The sequence below is a fragment of the Leptospira sarikeiensis genome (genome assembly GCF_004769615.1).
Classification (GTDB): domain Bacteria; phylum Spirochaetota; class Leptospiria; order Leptospirales; family Leptospiraceae; genus Leptospira_B; species Leptospira_B sarikeiensis.
In genome coordinates this window covers 744947-766372 of the sequence record NZ_RQGF01000028.1, presented here as the reverse complement: position 1 = coordinate 766372, position 21426 = coordinate 744947, and the positions used below count along the sequence as shown (strand labels likewise).

Here is a 21426-nt window from a genome sequence, read left to right as displayed (position 1 = left end):
GTCATTCGTTCCGAATTCCGGGAACGTATTTCAAATTTTACTTTCAGATCCTTTATTCAGGTTTGTAATTCCTTTTACATTCCATTGAAATCGATCTCAGTAAAAAAGTCTTAGAATATGAAACACGGAATGCTTCCACTCTTACTTATTTTATCCTTTTTTACATATCAGCTTGGAGCAGAACCCGGGGAAAAACTTCCGAATTTCAAGCTAGCCGATCAAAGAGGAGAAGTTTTCCGTTCAACGACCGCGAAAGGTAAAACATACTTCTTACTCGGTTGCGGTTTCAAAGATATCGTTTCATGTAGAAAACATGGTCGCAAAATCTATTGGAAGATGCAGACCTTATTAAAAGACGAAGATAAAGTTTTATTTACAGCCTATTTGAATCTAAAGGGAGCTCCTTCTTCCGTCTTCGATTATATACTGAATGAAAAAGATAAAGATTATGAGAGCATCTTATTGGATAAGGAAGGAATACTTTCAGAAGGTTTATCGGAAGGTAAGTCCTTTCTAAGAGTCTACTCTCCTAAAGGTATATTGATCCATAAAGAATACTTCGAATCCGTAGACGACTCCAAGGTTTTGGAACTTTATAAATTGGTGAAAAAGGAAAATTAATATGAGAAGACATGCATATTTACTCTTACTAACGTTTCCTTTGATCACGGATTGTGTGAGAAAAAATCCTCAGGCAGCGGATTACTTCGAAAAATACTTCAAATACCAGAATTTTATCCAAACTGAGTTTAAAGACGATCCAGTTCGAAATATTTTATATGGAAACCCGGAACGAGACGGAGAAGAAAAATTCTATAAGAAGGATGATAATTATACTTTAGCATTTCGATTATCCGAAGAGGGAAATCGATATAAGAAAGAACTATCGGATTCTCCTTATCCTGTTTTTCCGGAAAGCCCCTATTCTATCTTTATAAAAGCGGAACCTACAGAATTCTATACGAAACCAATCTATAAGATCACTCGAACTGTGGAGATGATCTCACCAGAAATAAGCGTATTCGATGTGTTTCCAATGATCGAAGAAACTGTGGAATATCTTCGTAAATCTGAATCAAGTAAAGTAGAAGAGTCCTCTCATCTACAAAAATTCTTATGCCATCAGTTTGATTGCGAATTAAGAAAAGAAGGGAATTCTATCTTTTTAACTTATACAATTTCGGAAAGAATGAAGGAACAATTTCCGATCGCTTATAAAAAATGGACCAAACGATTAAATCAGGTAGCATTTCGATTTCAATTATTTCAGCCAGGTGGATTCGATAAAGGTTGGGAATTTTATAATGAAGGTCATAAACTTATATTAGGGATCCCGAATTCTCCAAAAGGATATTGGTCTAGTCCCAAAACTTTATATCTTCGCACATATCTATTCATTAATATATATGGTTTGAAGATAGATATCCGAGGACTTGGCTACACTCTAAAATTCTCTCGTACAGGAAATACGGATACAGTATCCGGATATTATAGCAAAATTCCGGAGACTACGATCGGTGGAAGATTTCTGTCGATCTTTCCACCAGGTGCTGTTAATTTTTTCATTCCGGGAAATATGGAAGAATATGCCGAGGGAAGTTTCAAACTATTAGTGGAAGGATCCGATGGGAAAGGTGGAACTCGCTTTGAAACTAGAACCAAACGGAATGGGAACAAAACCAAAGTTCTACTAACTTCCCACTCCGAAATTTTCAGAGATAGATTCCTTCCTTTTAAGTCGAGCGACGAAGATGATGAGCCCGCATTTTTTCCAGAGTTAGGAAAAAGTATCATAAAAGATTTAAGAGGCAATTGATTTGGAAGAACTTCAAGTTAACTTGAAGTATTGAAAACCAATTTAGAAACTTTCCAAAACTGCTTGACTGGACCTCTTTCACAAATAATTCTAATCTGATCCGGTTTATATATCGGATAAAATTTTTAGAACTGTGTTCGGAGGAATCATGGAATTTACCCTGTTTACCACGACGAACGGACTTTATTACTTAGTTAAGTACATTCATTTTCTTGCCGGGGTGACTTGGATCGGAATGTTGTACTACTTTAACTTCGTACAAGGCCCTTTCTTCAACGAAACCGATGCTGATACAAAGAAGAATGCAACTCAGAAATTGGTTCCACGCGCTCTATGGTGGTTCCGTTGGGGAGCAATGTTTACTTTCTTATCTGGGATCGCGATGATCGTAATCGCTCTCGGAGTTCAAGGTATTCCTCATAACTCTCAATGGGTCGTAGTAATTTTAGTAGGTGCATTATTCGGAACAGTTATGTGGGCGAACGTTTGGTTCGTGATCTGGCCGAATCAAAAAGTTGTAATCGCAAAGGCAAAAGGAGAAACGACTGTTGATCCTGCTCCGAATGCGAACCGCGCTTTTGTAGCTTCTAGAACAAACACTCTTTTCTCTATCCCGATGCTTTTCGCAATGGGAGCGGCTCGTAATCTTCCATTAAATTACAGCCCTGAAAAATTGAGAGTATTCTTAGGAATTATCGTACTTCTGATCATTATTTTCGAAGTGAATGCTTTGAGAGCTGATCAAAATGGACCGACTGTGAAGCCGATCAAAACGGTAAAAGCGGTAATTACAAGCGGAGTGATCTTCGCATTGTTTACCTATGTTCTGATGGAAGTTCTTTTAACTGCATAAGGAATATAGAATGAATCCATTCCAAGTAAATCGGAGTGGGAGCGAGAAGGGCGGTATTTACCGCCTTTCTTTTTTTGCTCTGCTACTCTCAGTTATTTTTGTAAGTTTTGGTTTTTGTAAAGAATCCAAACCTCTCTCTCCGGAAGCAGAAGCAGGGAAAGGCCTGTATATGGCGAGCTGTATCGCATGCCATAACACCAACCCGAAACTCGACGGAGCGGTAGGGCCTTCTGTTGCAAATTCATCCTACGAGTTATTGGAAGCGAGAATGAGAGGAGAATATCCTCAGGGTTACACTCCAAAACGTCAGAGTGCGGCTATGACTCGATTTAATTTTACAGAGGCTCAACTAAAATCTTTAGAAGAGTTTTTGAAACAGTGATCTAGATCAGTTTCTTCCGATGGAGATCCGAACATTTCTGAGAATATCAATGATCTGTTTATGGATCCTTCCATTGGAAGCGACTACTTCTGCCTGACCCGACAAGAAATGTTTTCCTTGAAAGTCGGTCAATTTTCCACCTGCTTCGGTTAAAATTACGGAACTAGCGACAGTATCCCAAAGTTTTACTCCCTTCTCCCAGATCCCATCCAGTACACCTTCTGCGACCCAGCAAGTATCTAAAACGAAAGAACCGGTTCTTCTCATAGATCTACCGCAGCTAATAAATGCTGTGATGTCGGAGATCACTTCGTTTAAGATCTCCTTTCTGTTTGTAGGAAAGCTGGAAACTAAAAGAGAACGAGCGAGTGCATCCGTATTAGAGACATCGATGCGGAGTCCGTTCTTAAAAGCGCCTTGGCTTAATATTGCAGAATAACGAGTGTCTAACTCAGGAGCGAATACAACTCCTGCTACTGGAGTTTCTCTATGTTCCAATCCTACGGAGACACAATACAAAGGGATCCCACGGACAAAGTTCATGGAACCGTCTATCGGGTCTAATACCCAGCGGAAAGAATTGCTGCCGTCGTGTTTAAAATAATCTTCCGATATGATGGAATCGTTTGGAAAGTTTTGGCGAATGAAATCGATTAGGAACTTTCCCATCAATTCGTCCGCTTTATGAATTCTTTCTTTTTCTTCTGAGTCGCTTACGATCCCGAAGACTCGGATCTCTTTTTGGAGTTTCCTTGCAGATTCCAGAATAAGCCCGGATACGGATTGGACTGATTTTACCCTCTTCTTCACTTCTTCGAGCGGGAAATCAATGGGAGGCGCTAACGATTCCATATTAGGTCTTATGTCCTTTCGCCTCGCAAAATCTTCCAAGCCATATTTCCTGACGGGGAAATAATCCTTTCCGCCTTATGAGAGCGGAGCCAAGCGAAGAAGGAATTTCGGGCAGATTCTTCTAAGGTCATGCTGTCTGGTCTTAACAAAAGATCAACAACTTGGTGAAAGGAATTAAAATCCTTTGCGATCATATTCAGAGAAGGTTCCAGAAAGCGGGCCGTCAAAGTCAGATACTCCACCGCTAATGGTGCAAAAATTTTTCCGAGGGTCCAATCTGCCGAAGTGATCCCGAGAGACTCATGTATAAGGGCTACTTGTTTAGAATAATCTATCTCTTCGAAAATTCCAAAAAACGTATGTCGGATGCCTTCCCCCGGGTCTCTCGAAATCTGGACCATAAAATCGGATTCTTGGTATCTCTTTGCAGTGAAATCAATGATCGCTCCTTCATGTACAGTTAATGAATCCAAAGGAACTACACGAGAAGAGAAATAAGCTCTCTTCGTATAAACCGACATAGTTTTCCCTTGAGAAGCTTGGGCATAAATATCTTCCTTAGGAGCTCCACCTAAATGCATCACATGGAAGCTTGTGACGATCGCATACGGAGGAAGTTTTTCTCTCCAAACTTCGGGTGTGTTTTCTCGGAAGACTTCTCCCTCAGTATAAAAAGGTTTTATTAGAAATAAACGATCTATATCCCGCTTAGGTCTTGGCTCTGGCAAGACCAAACTATCCGCGATCAATTCGGGAATTTGTTGGAGTAAGGATCTTAAATATTTTTCGGCGGCTTCGAATTCTATCTCAAAAACGGAAGTGGAAGGAAGTATGAATTTTTCCTCAAACTCAAGAAAGGAAGTATGGAGATTGTCCACATATAGGGATACATCCTTATTCCTTCCATTCGATTGATTTTGTAGGAGCCGATTTAATTCTTTCACTTCCTCCAGTTTCATTTTTTCTTTTTAGGAACGATCCTCACTTCATAAGGTTTTAGTAATTTCAAACCGGCAAGAGTCGTTTTACCGGAGTGATTGGAGAAGATCTCATAATCTTTTGTTTTCCCTTTTCTAAACATACGCTCAACAGTCGGCCCGTAAAATGTAAAAGGGATCCCCGCCATTCTTAAGGTTCTTCTATATAAAAGCATAAGAGATATTGGGCTCAAACTTGCTCCAACGTATACGACAGATCCTTTTCCAAAACGATTACAGGTGATAACTGGTTTTCCTTTATAAAATTTCTTTGAGTCCGTATATCTCGCCCAAACTTTCGCGGTGGTAGGCTCGAGTATCTCACAAACCTTAGAGCAGGTTCCCGACAAAACCCTAAAACGGAACTTAACGTTACGATTTCCCACAGCTTCGAATTTTCTGACCTTCACCCCTGCCATCTCGGAAAAAGGTCCTGGTACTTGTGAATCCAACATCCAAGAATTTTTATCCTTCCAGCCTGCCCTATACCCTAAGATAAGAACACCTCCATCCTGAACGAATTGCTCTAATTTTTTAACAATGGAATGATCAACCATAGAATAGAGTGGAAGGACCAAAACCTTGTATTTGGAGAAATCAGTTTTTGAAATAGGTAGAAAATGAGTGTTTACATTGAGGATATTGATCCCTGCAAACCATGTAGCCATCTCGATATCGTATCCCACTTGGGCAAAAGGGACCGGGTTGAATTTTAATCCGGAAGACAGGGGTTGGTGTTTGAATGTTCTAGCATTTTCTATATCATGAAGAACAGCTACTTCTGCAGGGAAATCTTCCGAGGCAAAATCTTCTGCGTCCGGAAGTATCTCTTGAATTCCTTTTTGAAGTTCAAAGTATCTTTCTGTTAAAGCTTTATCATGATCTAAGATCCCGTAACAGAGTTGTTCTTGTCCATATCTTGCGGTTCTGTATCTAAAGAATACGATTTGGTCTGATCCTTGGATGATAGCTTGTTTCATCCAAAGCTGAACTTGTCCGGGTGCAGGTAGATAGCCTAGGGTATCATGCCCTTGGAATCCGGAGATCTGCTCCATTACAGTAAAAGATTTATTCTTAAGTCCTCGGTTGTATTGATGCATCGCAGAGATAAAAGGATGAGGAAAAGGTTCTTCCTGGTCTCCCCAGGTAGGATAATTATCCCAGGATACGTAATCTAAATGAGTGAATAATTCACTCATATCGATCACTGGAAGAAAAGGACTCGGATATAAATTTGTGGTCAGTTTTCGATCTGGAGAAAACTTTCTAATGATATCCGTCTGAAGTTTTACAAAATCAATGATCGTATCAGAATGAAATCTATAAAAGTCTTGGATCATGGAAGGATTAAATCCTGCGCTTACATGCGGTCCAGGGATCGGGATCTCATTCCAATCGTTAAAGATCACTCCCCAAAATATATTCCCCCAAGTATCATTTAAGTTCTGGATCGTTTTGTATTTTTGTTTTAACCAAAGACGAAATGCTTTTAAAGAAGTTTCAGAATGATCTATATCGGAACCTTCATGCCCGATTTCATTATCAATTTGCCATCCGATAACTGCGGGATGTTTGCCCAAAGCCTGGGCCATTTTTGTAACCAAACGCTCTGTAGCTTTTTTATAATTAGGAGAAGAGAAGCAGGCCTGCCTTCTTGTTCCTATATTCCTTAGGATACCGTCTCTGACTTGAAGAACGTCCGGATATTTTTTAGATAACCATGGTGGGAATGTGGCTGTTGGAGTTCCTAGAATCACATCCATTTTATGTTTGTGAAAAAGATCCAACATCTTCTTCCAAAAAGAAAAATCGAATTTACCTTCTTTCGGTTCGACTAAGGCCCAAGAAAATTCGGCGAGACGGACTCTAGTTAATCCCATCTCCTTCATGATTCGAATATCTTCTTCCCAATCTTTGGGAGTCCATTGCTCCGGATAATAATCCGCTCCGAAAATCATTCGGTCCTCACATGTTTAAAAAGGTAGGGACGATGTTTCCCTTGAGGGAAGATCTTTCCAGAAAGAAAACCGGTAATTCCAAGGGAAATACGGAAAAAATACTGTCTTTTCGATACGATTCGGAGACAATAGATTAGAACCTTGTCCTGAGTAGGTCGGGAACCAAAAACCTTACATGGAAAATCAAGATACCTATCATTATGGGATCCTTCCCGACGTTCATTTTCGTTTTTCGTCCGCAGAAATTTCTTACGCAGTAACTGCTGCTTCTAACTTGCATGGCTTTGACGATCCGGGCACGGAACTTTTAGCAAGAACAATGCTTTCTGCATTCTTTCTTGCAGATCTTGTAAAAGAAGATACGAAAGTTAGCGTTCAGATCCGTTTCTATGATGATTCGGAAATTCATTCCGTACTCGCTTATAGCACAAAGGACGGAAGATTAAAAGCGACTCTTAGACATCGCCCGGAAGAAGATATAGAATCAGGACAGATCTCTGAAGAGAATTTAGGCATTCTGAAAGTATTCCGCTGGAAAGACGGAGAATGTATTTATCAATCCATCGTTCCTTTTCGGAATCAAAGTTTTGAAACGAATATTGAAAATTATCTTAGAGACTCCGAACAAGTTCCTTCTTTCTTAGTAGCTTATGTAAAATTAGAAGGACTACATTGGAGAGTGAAGGGTTTGTTCCTACAAGCATTGCCGGATGCTAAACTAGAGCATATAGACGCGGTTCGCGAACTTGCAGGTAAATTAGAGGAAGAAAAATCCAAAATTTACGACGGAACAGTTTCGGAAGCGCTGAATAAGCTGCAGTCTTCTTGGAATGTAAAATTCGAAACTTTGGAAGTAGGAAGACCGGAATATAGATGCGATTGTTCCGAGGAAAAGATCAAAGAATTGATCCAAAATTTAGGAAAAGAAGAAGCGATGGATATCGCAGAAGAGCAAGGTCAGATCGAGGTCACTTGTGAATTCTGTAATTCTATCTATAGATTCCAAAAGGACCAGGTCCTAGAATTATTTTAAAGACGGAAATGCACAGGCGGTTTGAAAATCTTACATTAGATTCGATCAATATTCCTATCAAAACTCTTGCGGGGATCATTGGGGCCGTCTGGAAAGAAGGAAATTATCCTTTAATTCTTTTGTCCGGCAAAATGGGATCCGGAAAGACAACTTTCACTTCCAAGTTCGTACATTCTCTATTGGATTTTTTGGAATATTCTTTGGATAGATCCAAATTATTTATAAACTCTCCTACTTATACTTTAATGAACGAATATCCTTTTCCTGAATTAAAAAATCAATCCGGTGCTGACCTTGAAATATTCCATTTCGATCTTTATCGGATCGGTTCTTCTGAAGAAGTTCCCGATCTAGGATTCGAAGAATACTGGAACGGCAAAGGAATCTCTTTAGTGGAGTGGTGGGAGAAAGCGGCCTCAGAGTTTAAAGATAGAAAATATATAGTTCGGATCTCGTTGGAAGAATTTTCAGAAGAAACTAGAAATCTAGATATTGAATTCGTTGGAGAAGAATGGAAGCGGAAGGATTTAGGATCCTTACTAAACTCGGAAAAGATAGTATGACAAAAATATTATTCTTCGATGCAACGAACTCGTGGATACTAGTGGGCTGTTATCAAAAATCGGATGATGGAACCCTAACTAAGATATCAGAATATAGAGAATTGCATAATAGAGAATCTTCCTTCGTCCTCATAAAAGAGATCTCAAACTGCCTGAAAATTGCGAATTGGGAAAAACCTGATATAATTATTACTGCAACCGGGCCCGGATCTTTTACAGGGATCAGAATTTCGGTTGCGACAGCTCGAAATTTTTCACAAATATGGGATTTGCCTGTAATCGGGATCGACAGCTTAGAATTGTATTCTTGTCAATATTTTGCAGAATCAGAATCTGCAGTAAGCGTAGGGATAGAAGCTAAACAAGGAAAATTATATTTTGGATTACGGGATTCGAGAGGATATTGGGGAACCTTGGATATCTCTCCGGATATGATCCCCGAAACTATCCCGGAAGATCGGATTGGATCTTATTTAACCGGTTTAAAGTTCAGTGATTCTCCTGAATTTTTCCCGGGACAAAATATGAAAGAAAACCTTCCATCTCCCGAAGCGATTTTAATAGAAAAAGCGGCCGAGATCAGAGCAGCTATATCAAAGCCCCAGGACTATACTTACTTACAGTTAGTTCCGAATTATCTGCGAGGAACTTATGCAGATGATAAACCTAAGGTATATTATACATGACACAAAAAAAGAAAATGGTTAAACCAAAACAAATAAAGAAAAAAGAAAAACCTGAAAAGAATAGTAAGAAGATAGAGGAACCGAAAAAGTTCGGTAAAAGTAAAAAGGACTCCGAAGAAGTGTCCTTACTACAAAAGATCAGGGAAGCAAAGGACAAAGTTTTCAAAAAGAAAAAAGATCATAAATCTTCCCGCTCTCCAAAATTGGAAATTTTCGAACCGGAAAAAAAATCAAACTTCTCCCCTATTCCTAAAAAAGAAAAAAAGAATAAATCCTTCAAACAAGAAGAAACAAAGACCACGAAAGAAGGATCAAACTTTTCAAAAAAAGAAGTCTTCTCTAAACCGAAGTCTCAGACCTTCTCTCCAAAGGAAAAACCTTCCTATTCTAAAAAAGAATCTCATGTTCCCGGCTCTAAACCTAAATATTTTGATCGAAGATCCGGATCTCATGATTGGGAAAGAGAAAATGAACCGGGTCGTAAACTTTTGAAATTTTTCCGTTCGAATGCGGGTAAAGTCCTCTCTATGCAGGAAGTGTATTCAAAATTTATAGCACATGCAGGAAAGAAAAAAGGTTTCAGAAGAGAAAGATGGGAAGCCCAAGAACAAAAACGTTCTGCAGAAGAGATCTTGATTTTCTTCGAAAAAGAAGGCCTGATCGAAGTTCAGAAAAAAAATATCATCGTTCGTCCTAACCAAACTCTACAAGGAACAATCTCATTAAGTAAAAAAGGAGACGGTTTCGTAAAGCTCACTACAGGCACAGAGGTCTTTGTCCCGGGCCAATATACTTCTTCCGCGATCCAAGGAGACTTAGTTGAAATTCTTCCAAGCGGAATAGGACGTAAAGGAAAGTTGGAAGGAGAGGTCCTCTCCGTTTTACGAAGAGGTAGAGAGTTATATCGAATGAAGGTGACCGATAAGGATCATAAATTTATCATCGGAACCTTTTTAGATATGGAAGGAGACTTGAAAGAAGGTTTCCTACCGCGCAAAACACTTTTGCAAGATTTGCAGGATGAGATCTCCATCGGGGATGTTCTGGTGGTTACTCTAAAACAAGATTCGGATCACGAAAAGAATTTATACGAAGCTCATTTTGTACGATTTGAATCGGACACGAAAGAAGACACGGACCTCATGAGAATGCTCATGAAATATAATTATTCTATTCTCTATCCGGATGAAGTAAAATTGGAAGATTTACCGGATGAGGTAGAAGAATCCTCCGTTGCAAATTGGGGAACAAGAGTGGATTTGAGAGATCTTAAATCCATAACGATCGACGGAGAATATTCTAAGGATTTCGACGATGCGATCTCATTCGTGGATGAAGGTAAGAAGATCCGTTTTTATGTTCATATCGCGGATGTTTCTCATTATGTAAGACCAGGTTCCGATCTGGATATAGAAGCTTATGCAAGAGCTACATCCGTATATTTGGGAAGTAGAGTGGTTCCTATGCTTCCTCCCGAATTATCCGAAAATCTTTGTAGCCTTGTGGCAAAGAAGAATCGACTCGCTTTCACTGTTGAAATGGAAGCAGATTGGAGTGGGACAATCTTTCACGCGAAATTTTATAAATCCATTATTAAGGTGGATGAAAGATATACTTATAATCGTGCAGAAGAAGAGATCAAAGCTGGAGATCCGAATAATTGGATCTTCCAAATGATGAAGTTTGCGGATATACTACGAAAAAGAAGGCTCAATTCGGGAAGAGTAGATCTCAACTTAAAAGAGAATAAAGTAGTTACTGATTCGGATCATAATGTGGTCGAGATCAAACCTGTGGATCGATTGCAGGCTCATATTTTGATCGAAGAGTTTATGCTTTCCGCAAATATCAAAGTAGCGGAGTTCATTCGAAAAAAAGAAAGACCTACCCTATATCGAGTCCACGAACCGATGGATGTCGAAAAGTTAGAGATGTTAAACTCTTTCTTAAGATTGAACGGAGTGAACGCGCAGCTTCAAGATACGAATTATGAATCTATTCGACATGTGCTTCAGGTGATCGAAGGGAGCCCTTCCGAAAGATTATTTAATATTTCTCTTTTAAGAAGTTTCATGCAGGCGTATTATTCCGGAGAACAACTCGGGCATTGGGGGCTTGGGTTTAAGGATTATTGCCATTTCACTTCTCCTATCCGTCGTTACCCTGACTTGGTTTGTCATAGAGTTTTGGAAAGTATCCTACTCTCGGAAGAAAATCCGTATTCTGAAGAGGACATCAAAGTGATGGGGCTTCACACTTCACACGAAGAAAGAAAGGCTACGGATTCTGAGCGTGACTATTATAAACTCAAAGCATGTAGATTTTTAGAAAAGACAGGTATCAAAGAATTTACTGCAACACTGATCGGATTTAAATCTGCGGTTGCGTTTGTTGAATTGAATAATCCTCCAGTGGAAGCCGTGATTCCTGCGATAGAATTTACGGACGAAGGAGAACTGCAGGCAGAGACAGATTTCACATTCTATTCTAAAAAATATACCAAACAATATTCATTAGGCGAAACATTCCCAGTGGAACTAGATAGAATTGATTTTGAAGAAATCAAAATTTACGTGAAGCTAAAGAAATTCCAAAAGAAAGGATAGACAAAGTATAACATATTCCAGAACATTCGTTACGGCAAATTTTGTTTTTTCGAACAAAGTTTAGGAGTTAGAATTGGAATCGTTTCTGGAAGAGAAAGTCACTCGTAGTCGCTTTCTAAAGTTTCTGCTCAAAACGGCCGCTGTCTCGGCCATCCTGTTACCTCAAGCTTCTTGTAAACCGGGCACGATCCCTAAATTACATGGCTTGAGTGATTCTGAATACCTTGCATTCAAATCCTTGGAAGAAGTCTTTCTCGTAGGAAATCCTATCCAAGGTTTCGATTTGGGAGTGGCTGCGGATAAATATATTTACGGTCACCCTTATCCAATCGATACCGAATCAGTTTTAAAATTATTAGCATTCCTTCCGGGTTCTTCTCTTGTTTCTTTTGCTCTCGATTTTTCTTTTACTTCGATGGTTGGGCTTTCTAAAGAAGATCGCGAGAAACGACTTCTGTCTTGGAAAAATTCTTCATTATCTTTGAAGAGAGGCGCATATAATATCATGCGTCAGCTAGCCTTCTTCTTAGTGTCTATGGAAAGAGAATATAACGAACTAGTGGGATATAAAGGTTAAGAACTATGGGCGGGATCCCTGAAGCAAATTATAAGATTATCACTCCGGACAAACATGAATCTTTGATTAAAGAGAACAATATCAAAGACGGAACCTGGACTCTTAAGTCTGAAGCGGTAATTATCGGTTCCGGAGCGGGAGGAGCAGTGGTAGCTGCAACTCTTGCAAAAGCAGGTTGGAAAGTAATCCTGATCGAAGAAGGCGGATATTTTAATCCCGCAAAATTCACAGGTGACGAATTCATTTCCCAAGCTAGACTATATAGGGATGCGGGATTTATCATCGCAGAAGAGCAGACTCTTTCTATTCTGCAAGGGCGGACTGTAGGAGGTTCTACAACCGTAAACTGGCAAACATCTCTTTATCCTCCGGAATATGTGACAGGAGAATGGGATTCCCGCTTTGGTTGGAAAGGATATGGAAGGCAGGAAATGGATGCTTTTATTTCCGAAGTCCATGAAAGGATTGGTGTTCACGAAGTTCCTCCAAATCTCATCAATGCAAATAATAACACTTTGATGAAGGGCGGAAAGGCTTTGGGCCTGCATCCGGAAGTATTAAAAAATAATAATAGAGGTTGTATTGGTCTAGGTCGCTGTGGATTAGGCTGTCCGATCAATGCAAAACAATCCGCATTCTTGACCTGGATCCCGGATGCGATAGAAGCAGGTGCTACCGTGATCTCGAATATGAGAGCTCAGTATATCAAAGACGGAGATATAAAAACCGTAGTCGCGGAATTCACTCCAGATCCTTATGAAAAAGCTCCAAACAACATAATCGAAAAATTAGTGATAGAAGCACCTGTAGTAATCGTAAGTGCGGGTGCTATCGAAGCTCCAGCCTTATTACAAAGATCAGGCTTGGGAAATGATTGGGTTGGAAGAAATTTAAAAGTTCATCCAACATCAGTGAACTTTGCGATCTTTGACGAAACGATCAATATGTTCTCCGGCCCTCCTCAATCAGCAGTGATCAAGGATGGTCATAATCAGGACAATACCGGATATGGATATTGGTTAGAAGTAGCTCCATTTCGTCCTACACTAGCGAGTTCACTCATTCCTTTTTACGGACAAAAACAATTCGATACAATGAAGAAGTATCCTAATATGAGTGCTGGTATCGTTCTTGTCCGTGATGGAGCGGATGGAGAAGCGAATGCTTCCGTAAAATGGTCTTTAGGAAGAAGAAAAGTCTATTTCGAGATCACTCCGACTGATGGAAAAAATCTTCTGAAAGGTCTTAAATCATTGGCAGAAGTTCAAGTTGCAGCTGGAGCAAAAGCGATCGTATTTCCTTTTCCTGATGTTCAAGATCCGATCCCAGTGGATAAAAATTCCAAATTTGATTGGATATTGGATAAGAGCATCGAGCCAGGAAAGATAGTGATCGGTTCGGCCCATCCTCATGGATCCGTTCAAGCTGCGAAATCTCCCGACCTAGGTGCGGTTGATTTGGATTTCCAACTCTATGGTCATAAGAATATTTTTGTAATGGATGCCTCTGTTTATCCTACAGGATTATCCGTAAATCCTCAAATCACGACTATGAGTGTGAATTTGAGGGCTGCAAGAGCATTGGCACAAAGAAAGGCGGAAGTATTAGGAAATAAATAATTCCTTTGGGAAGGCGAGAATTCCACTTTATTCGTGGAATTCTCTTCCAAAATTGGATAAATGCCTTCCTTCTTTTGTTATATTCGGGGTGAAAATCTCGGTCTTACTAGTATGCGTAAGTCCTTTTTTCCCCTGCTGCTATGTTCTATATTCTGCTTTTTATCCCTTCCGATATTCGCAGACCTGAAAGATGGTAAGAAGGCGTATTCAAGAAAGGATTATACCGAGGCATTAAAACAATTTCAGAAGTATAATGATGGAAATCCTTCATCCGGAGAAGCCTGGATGTATATGGGATATATTTACGAAAGTAAAAAGGATTATCCTAAGTCCATCCAAGCCTTCAAAAAAGCTGTCAGCTTAAACCTTCCAAAAAAAGATCTAGTCAATTCACTAACAAAGATCATTTTATATCATAATTACCAAAGAGATTACGGAGAAGTGATCTCTTATTCCAATCGTTTGCTTAAGATCGATCCGGAACTATCTCATATCCAAAAGATCAGAGCTGCCGCAGAAGAGAGACATTCTTCCGGTGGAACCTATCGTAAACCAACATACCATGAAGAAGAAGCTGAACAGGAAAGTGTATCCAGCCTAGAGAAAAAATTAAAACAGGATCCTAATAATAAAGAAATTCTCTGGCAACTTGCATTAGCATATTATAATGAAAAGGAATTTAGTAAATCCGAAACCATTCTCTCCGGTTTGGTAAAATCCGAACCTGATAATATAGAATATGGATATAAATACGGAGCATTACTCGTAAGGATCTCAAAATACGATGAGGCTCTTTCGGTATTAAATCGGATAGAGCCCAAGATCCCTTCTGAAAGAGAGAAACTTCTCTACTTCACTCATCTTACTCAAGCTGCCGCGTATCATAAAAAGAAAAATTTTGAAGAAGCCTCTAGGTATTATAAAAAGGCCCATGCGAATAAGCATACAGTTCTACCTTTGATCGGTCTGACCAAGATTAAATGGCAGTTAAAGGATTGTGAGAATGCCATTAAAACAGCCGAAAAAGCCTTAGAATACGGTGAGAAAACCAGAGAGATCCGAATGTATATCGGTCTCTGCAAAGTGCAGTTAGGTCAAAAAGAAGAAGGTTATGATCTTTTAAAAGAGATCGCCCATGCTATCGAAAAAGAGAATCCGGATCTAAAAGATCTGCCGGACGTTTATTACGATGGGTTTCTCAAATTAGCTAGATATTATACCAATAACGGGAATTATGAAAAAGCTCTTAAATATTTCCAAGCCGTTCAGCCGGACGAAGAGGAAGAAAGAGAATATAAATTTTATTTAGGAAAGGCTTATCTTTACACCGGATCAGTTGATAAAGCGATCTCACTTTTGGAAAGGGTCGAGGATTCCGCTGGAGCATACTATCTTCTCGCTAAATGTTATGCCGAAAAAAGTAATATAGACCAGGTAATGGTAAATATTAAAAAAGCAGCAACTATCAAAAGTTCCTATTGGGGATCTGCTGAAAGAGATAAGGCATTTAAAAAATTTAAATCCGACGATAGTTTTAAGAATTTTTTAGAAACTCGAGCCGGAACGAGAGATCCTAAAAGACCGGATGATAATAAAGATGATTCTGATTCCCATGATGGGGACTGATCTATTTTCTTTTAGAAAGTAAGGTGTCCAGATCAACTTGTCCGGGTGCTTTAGGCTCTCCCAAACAAGAGTAAGTAAATTGTGATCCGATCTTTTCGGGAAAGATCCTATATTCTTTTCCGGTTTCTCCCATCAAGATCCCACAAAATCCGATCGGGTTATTTTGTTTAGAACAGAGTTTCGAAAGTTTCAAAGAGGAATGTAGGAACTCCTCGGCCTCATCTTGATTTTTAGGAAGTGTTGCTATCTTAAAGATCCTTTGGAAAGGAAGATCTGATTTCCTTGTGGCTAAATTTTCTTCGATCACAGGTCCAAGATAGAACAACAATTCTTCGTAGTTAGGAACACCGGAAAAGTTATGGACTGATCGGACGATCCCGAAAGAAGACTCGTCTAGTTGAGTAAATACTGAATTATCTTTGTCAAGCTCCAGATCGATATAATGTTTTCCGGCTTCTAATCCTGAAAGTAAAGGCGCGATATTTTCCTGGTTCCAAGAACCTATTGCTTGAAGACTAGAATCTTCAGGTTGTCTATACGTGAATACACAACTTGCATTTAAGTTTTGGATCTTCTTTAATATTTTATCCGGACTATCAATATCTGAACGAAATTGATCCAAACGAATTTCCAAAAAATCCGCTTTAGGCAGATCTTTTAACCCGAAAAATTCCTCTTCGTTTAAAGTGAGAATGATCCGGACTTCGTTTGGTTTTTTACCGATCATATGAAGTTCTTAAAGACCTTTTTGTAAGAGATCGTGAATGGAAACGATCCCTAAAAGGTTTCCTTCTTTAGAAATTATCGGTGCGACAGAGATCGGTTTCTCTCTTCTTTCCATTGCTTGTAAAACATCATACGCCATGATCCCGCTTTCGAATACGATCGGTTTCGGGTTCATTAGTTCTTTTGCTTTGATCCCTTTATCGAACTTTCCGTCTTTCAGAAGTTTGCGAATATCAAAATCCGTTACGAAGCCGATCAATTTACCTGTAGGATCTACGACACCTGTCGCTCCAACTAATTTGGTAGTGATTTCTGAAAGGACTTCTTCTAAACTAGCATCAGAACTTATCTTTGCAAGTTTATCTCCCTTTCTCATCACATCGTCTACTTTTAAAGAAAGTCTTTTTCCGAGCCTTCCTGCCGGGTGATATAACGCGAAATCTTCTTTTTGGAAATTTCTAAGTTCCATTAGCGCCATCGCGATCGCGTCTCCCAACATAAGAGCAATTGTTGTGCTGGAAGTGGGCGCTAACTCTAGAGGGCATGCCTCTTTGAGAACAGGTGTTAATACGACGATATCACAATCTAAGGCTAATCTGGATTGAGGATTTGCAGTTAGTCCAATTAATTTTGCTCCGATACTTTTGATTGTAGGAAGAAGGTTGAGTAATTCTTCGCTTTCGCCACTTTTTCCGATCGCAATTACTACATCCCCTTCCCCTAAAATTCCTGCGTCTCCATGAGCGGCATCAGATGGATGAAGAAAATAAGAAGGAGTCCCGGTAGAAGATAAAGTGGATGCGATCTTTTTGCCCACGTCTCCCGATTTTCCGACACCTGTTACAATTACTTTTCCTTTGGATTGGAAAATTAACTCTACGGCTTTTTCAACATTCGGGTCTAAGTTTTCCCTAAAATGTACTATAGCTTCTATTTCCGTATCTAAGGCTTTTTTAACTTTATCTAATATATTACTCATTTCTAATTCTCCTCGCCCGTCTCCAGTTGTTCAGAATCCAATTCCAATGAAATTGACATTTTCATTTCTGAAATGGAAACGATGATGGAAGATCTACTTCCTTTTCGGATCACTCTAGCGTTTCTTCCCGCAAAAGGTCCTTTTTTGATTAGGACTTTTTTTCCGGGAGCCAACATCTTCTCTCTTTCTATTTTTATTCTTTCCGGATATTCGGTAACTAGTGTCCGGATTATCTCTATGTCTCCCTCATCTATAACGAGAGGAATTCCCTCGTTAGAAACAAATCGTACCGAACCAGGAGTTTCCAGGACTTTAAGTTTCTCCGTTCTTATATCAATTTTTACGAATACATAAGAAGGAAATACCGGAACAAGTACCGTTTTGATCCTATCAGACCATTGTTTTTTAACCGAAATAATCGGCAAGTATAGGGTTATCCCTTTTTTCTGCAGTTGAAGTGCTAATTTCTTTTCGGATCGCGAATGTGTATAAACTGCATACCAGTATTTGGAAAGTTCAATCATCGGATTCAACACGAAAAGAGATCGGAATAATTATGACTTTTCCTTCGGGTAGTTGAAATTTCCAGCTAGAAACCGCTTTTTTAAAATGAGTTTCGAAGACTTGGTATCTGCAAGGTTTTATAGTTCTGATATTTCTACCTTGGCCGTTAGCTCCTATTTCTAACTCCCAAGAGCAATCGGATTCTAATCTTTGCTCTAATGCCCCCGCCGGGTAATGGATCTCATTTTTAAATCTCTCAATCTCGGCCTCAGGGGTCCCTGCAAGCCCGGAACTAGTAGATGAATCCAAACCTTCTCCAGAATTTTTAGGAAGAGAGAAGTATACGTTCGGAATTTGTCCTTTACTGAGCTCTAATCGAATCTGTTCAAACGATGTATTCGGAGCCATCCCTATAAGGAAATATCCGAAATAGAGAACACAATGAATGAATAAAGAAAGGATATAACTATATTTGGAATCCATTTGGATTTCCTAAGACCTGATTCAATTTGTAGGTTTGGATTCGTGCAGCAAACGATTTTTTCTTGAACAAGAACTTCGATTTTTTAAGATCTCGCGGATGCAAGGTCTGCACATAGCAAGCGGTTCTACGATTGAGATTGTTTCGATCCTAATCACTTGTTCATTCGTAGGTTGGATTACCAACTATATCGCTGTGCAAATGATCTTCTACCCAAAACATTTTAGAGGCTGGGGATTCTTAGGATGGCAAGGGATCATCCCAAGGCATTCCAAAAAAATGGCGGGGCTCATTTCAGATGTAATGATGGAAAGGTTGATCAAACCCTATGATCTTTACAAAAAACTAGATCCAAAACAAATCACAGAATTGATCCGAGATCGGATCGGTGAGAAATCTTCTTCTATTGTGAAAGAGGTATTTTTTGCAGATAACCCTGTTATTTGGTCCATGGTCCCTCAGGAATCGAAAGAGATTCTAGAAAAGGAAATACGGGAAGATATACCCCAAAAGATCGAAGAAATATATGCTTCTTTCGGAAAAAATTTGGAAGGAATATTAGGGATCGGTAATTTAATTCGAGAATCTCTATCGGGAGAAAATGCAAATGTTCTTTCCGAAATTTTTAAAAGATGTGGAGGGCCGGAATTTAGATTTATTATTCGATCCGGGATCTATTTTGGATTTTTGATCGGCTGCATCCAGGTTCTATTTATCGCATATTTGAATCAATGGTGGACCATGCCTCTTATGGGAATTTTTGTGGGATACATCACGAATTGGTTGGCGATCTTAATGATCTTCTCTCCTTTGCAGCCTAAAAATTTCCTCTTTTTCAAATACCAAGGTTTATTCTTGAAGAGACAAGTAGATGTTTCTAGGGAATTCGCTTCCGTTGTCGCTTCTAAAATTTTGGACCCTGAAAGTTTGATCCGAGTGATCTTTAATGGAAAGGGTGGTGATTTGATTATAACTGAACTAATTTCCAAATCTAAAGAGTTGATGGATGAAAAATTAAAGAAGAAGATCCCGTACGCTTCTTTGATCTTAGGTTCCCAAAAATTAGAAGAGATGAAACAAAAAATAACGGAATCGATTTTGGAATTAGTTCCTGAAGCTGCGGATAAAATGAAAGATTATATAGAAGATCGTTTGGAGATAGAGAAACTTACATTCGAAAAACTAAGTGTCCTTCCTGCGGAAGAGTTCGAACATCTACTTCATTCTGTGTTCAAGGAAGATGAAGCTACTCTGATCACTTTGGGAGCGTTCTTAGGGGGTTTGGCGGGATGTATCCAAGCATATTTAGTTTTTATAAAGTAAGACCGCAGACTAATTTTTTCTTTGTTCTTAACTAACTAAACCGAAAGCATTACTTCCCAAAAGTTAATCCGATAAAATCAAGAATTGAATTTTCTAAATTCGCTTTGCCTATCTTGATCTTATAAAATTACTGAGATTATGAGAAAGAATCTACCGATTACAGGACGTGAGATCCAATTCTCGGAATCGGCCGTTATTATTTCAAGGACCGACGCAAAAGGCAAGATTACTTATGTATCTAAAGAATTTGCAGAGGTCAGTGGCTTCTCCGAGTCTGAAATGCTCGGTCAACCTCATAATATAGTTCGTCATCCCGATGTTCCTCCTGCGGTCTATAAAGAGTTATGGGATACGGTCCAATCTGCTCGTCCTTGGAACGGTATCGTTAAGAACAGAGCAAAAAGCGGAGATCATTATTGGGTAGATGCAACTGTTACTCCTGTTTTAGAGAACGGGATCATCACCGGTTACATGTCGGTTCGCAAAAAAGCTTCCAGAGATCATATTGAAAAAGCGGAGAAACTTTTTGCGAGACTTAACGGAGAGTCACGGTTTTTACAAACGATCAATTCTTTCGTGACTTCATTTAAGATAAAGTTCGGTTATTTCGGACTGATCTCTCTTATTTTCGCATGTATATTTATTCCTTCTTCCTACTTGGGTTGGAAATTATTCGTATCCGAGCCAATCGCTTCTACGATCGCATTTTTAGCAGTAATTTTCGGATTCTTTCTATGTTTGAGAACTATCTATAAACAAAGAAAGAAAACTTCAGAGACATTAGAGATCGTAGGTAAGGTAGTAATTGGAAACCTAATCTCCGATTTTCCTAGGAGAGAAGGGACCGACGATGCAGATCGGATCTACTCGAACTTTCGATGTTTAACGATCAGTCTTTGGGGGCTTTTAGTTCAGATGAAAGAAAACTACCAAAGGAATTTGAAACTGTACGAGGAACTATTCGAATCCGTGAACTCCTTCGAAACAGGTTCTCAAAAACAAGCGCATGCCGTACAAGAAACCGCATCCGCTTCTCATGAACTTTCTAAAACGATAGAAGAGATCGTTTCTACAATTAGTGAGCAAACAAGAAGTCTTTCGAATGTGAATGCAAGCATCGGATCCATCGATATTTCCTTGGGAGAGACTTCCAAATCGATGGAAAGTTTAGAATCTCAAACCGGGAACGTGGCAGGAAAAGCGAATCAAGCCAAGCAGATCTTTAATGAAGCGATCAGATCCATGGAAGAGATCCGTTCTTATTCGAATGAGATCAACAAGATCGTAGGGATCATTACTAGCATTTCTGAGAGAACGAATATGCTCGCTTTAAATGCTTCTATAGAATCTGCTCGAGCTGGTTCTGCAGGAAAAGGATTTTCGGTTGTTGCTGATGAGATTTCCAAACTAGCGGAACAAACGAAGTCTAGTATAAAAGATATCACACAACTTGTAAAAAGTACTTCAAGTTCTGTAGAAGAAGGAGCTGTAAAAGTAGGCGAGTCGGTTCATGTTTTCGAAAATTTACAGGATTATATAGAAGAAGTCCATAATTCAGCATCCAAGGTGAAAAGTTTACTTTCGGAACAGTCCAGAAAATTGGGAGAGATCCGAAATAACTCGGACCAGGTTTTGGTTTTAGGAAAGATGATGTCCAATTCTTCTGAACAACAAAAGATCGCTGCGGGAGAGATCTCTGATTCGATGAGCTCTATTTCCAAATCTGCAGAAGATATAGCAGCGACTTCCGAAAATATAAAACACTCTGTAGAAGATACTTTGGAGCATTCGCAAAAATTAGGCGGAATCTTAAGTCATTTTAAAACTGACTGAAAAATTTCCGAATGAATTTAAGCGCTGAACTT

General features: G+C 39.3%; 20 protein-coding genes. 13 read left to right on the top strand and 7 right to left on the bottom strand.

Annotated elements, in window-relative coordinates:
- The first annotated feature begins 129 nt into the window (after window positions 1-129).
- From EHQ64_RS14860 to EHQ64_RS14845, 4 genes are all read left to right on the top strand, one after another.
- Window positions 130-621 carry a hypothetical protein gene (locus EHQ64_RS14860; RefSeq protein WP_246048782.1) on the top strand — a complete coding sequence of 164 codons (492 nt, stop codon included), beginning with the start codon at window positions 130-132 and terminating at the stop codon, window positions 619-621.
- Window position 622: 1 nt separating this feature from the next.
- Window positions 623-1816: an LIC10025 family lipoprotein gene (locus tag EHQ64_RS14855; RefSeq protein ID WP_246048781.1), complete on the top strand. Its 1194-nt coding sequence runs from the start codon at window positions 623-625 to the stop codon at window positions 1814-1816.
- A gap of 148 nt (window positions 1817-1964) precedes the next feature.
- Window positions 1965-2669, top strand: coding sequence for a urate hydroxylase PuuD (locus tag EHQ64_RS14850; RefSeq protein ID WP_167882409.1), 705 nt, complete (start codon window positions 1965-1967; stop codon window positions 2667-2669).
- 10 nt (window positions 2670-2679) lie between these two features.
- Window positions 2680-3051, top strand: coding sequence for a c-type cytochrome (locus EHQ64_RS14845; RefSeq protein WP_135650490.1), 372 nt, complete (start codon window positions 2680-2682; stop codon window positions 3049-3051).
- Window positions 3052-3057: 6 nt separating this feature from the next.
- On the opposite strand, the gene EHQ64_RS14840 is transcribed toward EHQ64_RS14845, so the two are convergent.
- The 3 genes from EHQ64_RS14840 to EHQ64_RS14830 are packed head-to-tail and all read right to left on the bottom strand — an operon-like array spanning window position 3058 to window position 6838.
- Entirely contained in the window at window positions 3058-3903 is an 846-nt protein-coding gene (locus EHQ64_RS14840) for an inositol monophosphatase family protein (RefSeq protein ID WP_008589950.1), read from the bottom strand.
- 8 nt (window positions 3904-3911) lie between these two features.
- Entirely contained in the window at window positions 3912-4862 is a 951-nt protein-coding gene (locus EHQ64_RS14835; protein ID WP_135650488.1) for an LIC_10030 family protein, read from the bottom strand.
- Window positions 4859-6838, bottom strand: coding sequence for a beta-galactosidase (locus tag EHQ64_RS14830; RefSeq protein WP_135650486.1), 1980 nt, complete (start codon window positions 6836-6838; stop codon window positions 4859-4861). Before EHQ64_RS14830 ends, EHQ64_RS14835 begins: the two co-directional genes overlap by 4 nt.
- Before the next feature lie 175 nt (window positions 6839-7013).
- Between EHQ64_RS14830 and EHQ64_RS14825 the strand changes: the two genes are divergently transcribed.
- From EHQ64_RS14825 to EHQ64_RS14795, 7 genes are all read left to right on the top strand, one after another.
- Window positions 7014-7871, top strand: coding sequence for an Hsp33 family molecular chaperone HslO (locus tag EHQ64_RS14825; RefSeq protein WP_135650484.1), 858 nt, complete (start codon window positions 7014-7016; stop codon window positions 7869-7871).
- An 8-nt stretch (window positions 7872-7879) separates the two neighbouring features.
- Window positions 7880-8434 carry a tRNA (adenosine(37)-N6)-threonylcarbamoyltransferase complex ATPase subunit type 1 TsaE gene (gene tsaE / locus EHQ64_RS14820; protein ID WP_135650482.1) on the top strand — a complete coding sequence of 185 codons (555 nt, stop codon included), beginning with the start codon at window positions 7880-7882 and terminating at the stop codon, window positions 8432-8434.
- Window positions 8431-9120 (top strand): tRNA (adenosine(37)-N6)-threonylcarbamoyltransferase complex dimerization subunit type 1 TsaB, encoded by a 690-nt coding sequence (tsaB, locus tag EHQ64_RS14815; protein WP_135650480.1) that lies wholly within the window; start codon window positions 8431-8433, stop codon window positions 9118-9120. Before tsaE ends, tsaB begins: the two co-directional genes overlap by 4 nt.
- Window positions 9117-11726, top strand: a complete 2610-nt coding sequence (locus EHQ64_RS14810) for a ribonuclease R family protein (RefSeq protein WP_135650478.1) — start codon at window positions 9117-9119, stop codon at window positions 11724-11726. The genes tsaB and EHQ64_RS14810 overlap by 4 nt, the downstream gene beginning before the upstream one ends.
- Window positions 11727-11799: 73 nt before the next feature.
- Window positions 11800-12303 (top strand): hypothetical protein, encoded by a 504-nt coding sequence (locus EHQ64_RS14805; RefSeq protein WP_135650476.1) that lies wholly within the window; start codon window positions 11800-11802, stop codon window positions 12301-12303.
- A 5-nt stretch (window positions 12304-12308) separates the two neighbouring features.
- A complete protein-coding gene (locus EHQ64_RS14800; protein WP_135650474.1) occupies window positions 12309-13922 on the top strand; it encodes a GMC family oxidoreductase in 1614 nt (537 codons plus the stop codon).
- Between the two features lie 111 nt (window positions 13923-14033).
- Window positions 14034-15548, top strand: a complete 1515-nt coding sequence (locus tag EHQ64_RS14795) for a tetratricopeptide repeat protein (RefSeq protein ID WP_135650473.1) — start codon at window positions 14034-14036, stop codon at window positions 15546-15548.
- Between the two features lies 1 nt (window position 15549).
- Here EHQ64_RS14795 and EHQ64_RS14790 read toward each other — a convergent pair whose 3' ends face one another.
- The 4 genes from EHQ64_RS14790 to EHQ64_RS14775 are packed head-to-tail and all read right to left on the bottom strand — an operon-like array spanning window position 15550 to window position 18240.
- Window positions 15550-16275, bottom strand: a complete 726-nt coding sequence (locus EHQ64_RS14790) for a type I 3-dehydroquinate dehydratase (RefSeq protein WP_135650471.1) — start codon at window positions 16273-16275, stop codon at window positions 15550-15552.
- A 9-nt stretch (window positions 16276-16284) separates the two neighbouring features.
- Complete coding sequence (locus EHQ64_RS14785) at window positions 16285-17253, bottom strand: KpsF/GutQ family sugar-phosphate isomerase (RefSeq protein ID WP_135650469.1); 969 nt, start codon at window positions 17251-17253, stop codon at window positions 16285-16287.
- 2 nt (window positions 17254-17255) lie between these two features.
- Window positions 17256-17777 carry a UpxY family transcription antiterminator gene (locus EHQ64_RS14780; RefSeq protein WP_210410873.1) on the bottom strand — a complete coding sequence of 174 codons (522 nt, stop codon included), beginning with the start codon at window positions 17775-17777 and terminating at the stop codon, window positions 17256-17258.
- Window positions 17770-18240, bottom strand: coding sequence for an LIC_10042 family TonB-like protein (locus EHQ64_RS14775; RefSeq protein ID WP_135650465.1), 471 nt, complete (start codon window positions 18238-18240; stop codon window positions 17770-17772). Before EHQ64_RS14775 ends, EHQ64_RS14780 begins: the two co-directional genes overlap by 8 nt.
- 97 nt (window positions 18241-18337) lie before the next feature.
- On the opposite strand from EHQ64_RS14775, the gene EHQ64_RS14770 reads away from it, so the two are divergent.
- On the top strand, window positions 18338-19561 hold the full coding sequence (locus EHQ64_RS14770; protein WP_135650463.1) for a DUF445 domain-containing protein: 1224 nt from the start codon (window positions 18338-18340) through the stop codon (window positions 19559-19561).
- A gap of 138 nt (window positions 19562-19699) precedes the next feature.
- Entirely contained in the window at window positions 19700-21394 is a 1695-nt protein-coding gene (locus EHQ64_RS14765) for a methyl-accepting chemotaxis protein (protein ID WP_135650462.1), read from the top strand.
- The last annotated feature ends 32 nt before the right edge of the window (window positions 21395-21426 follow it).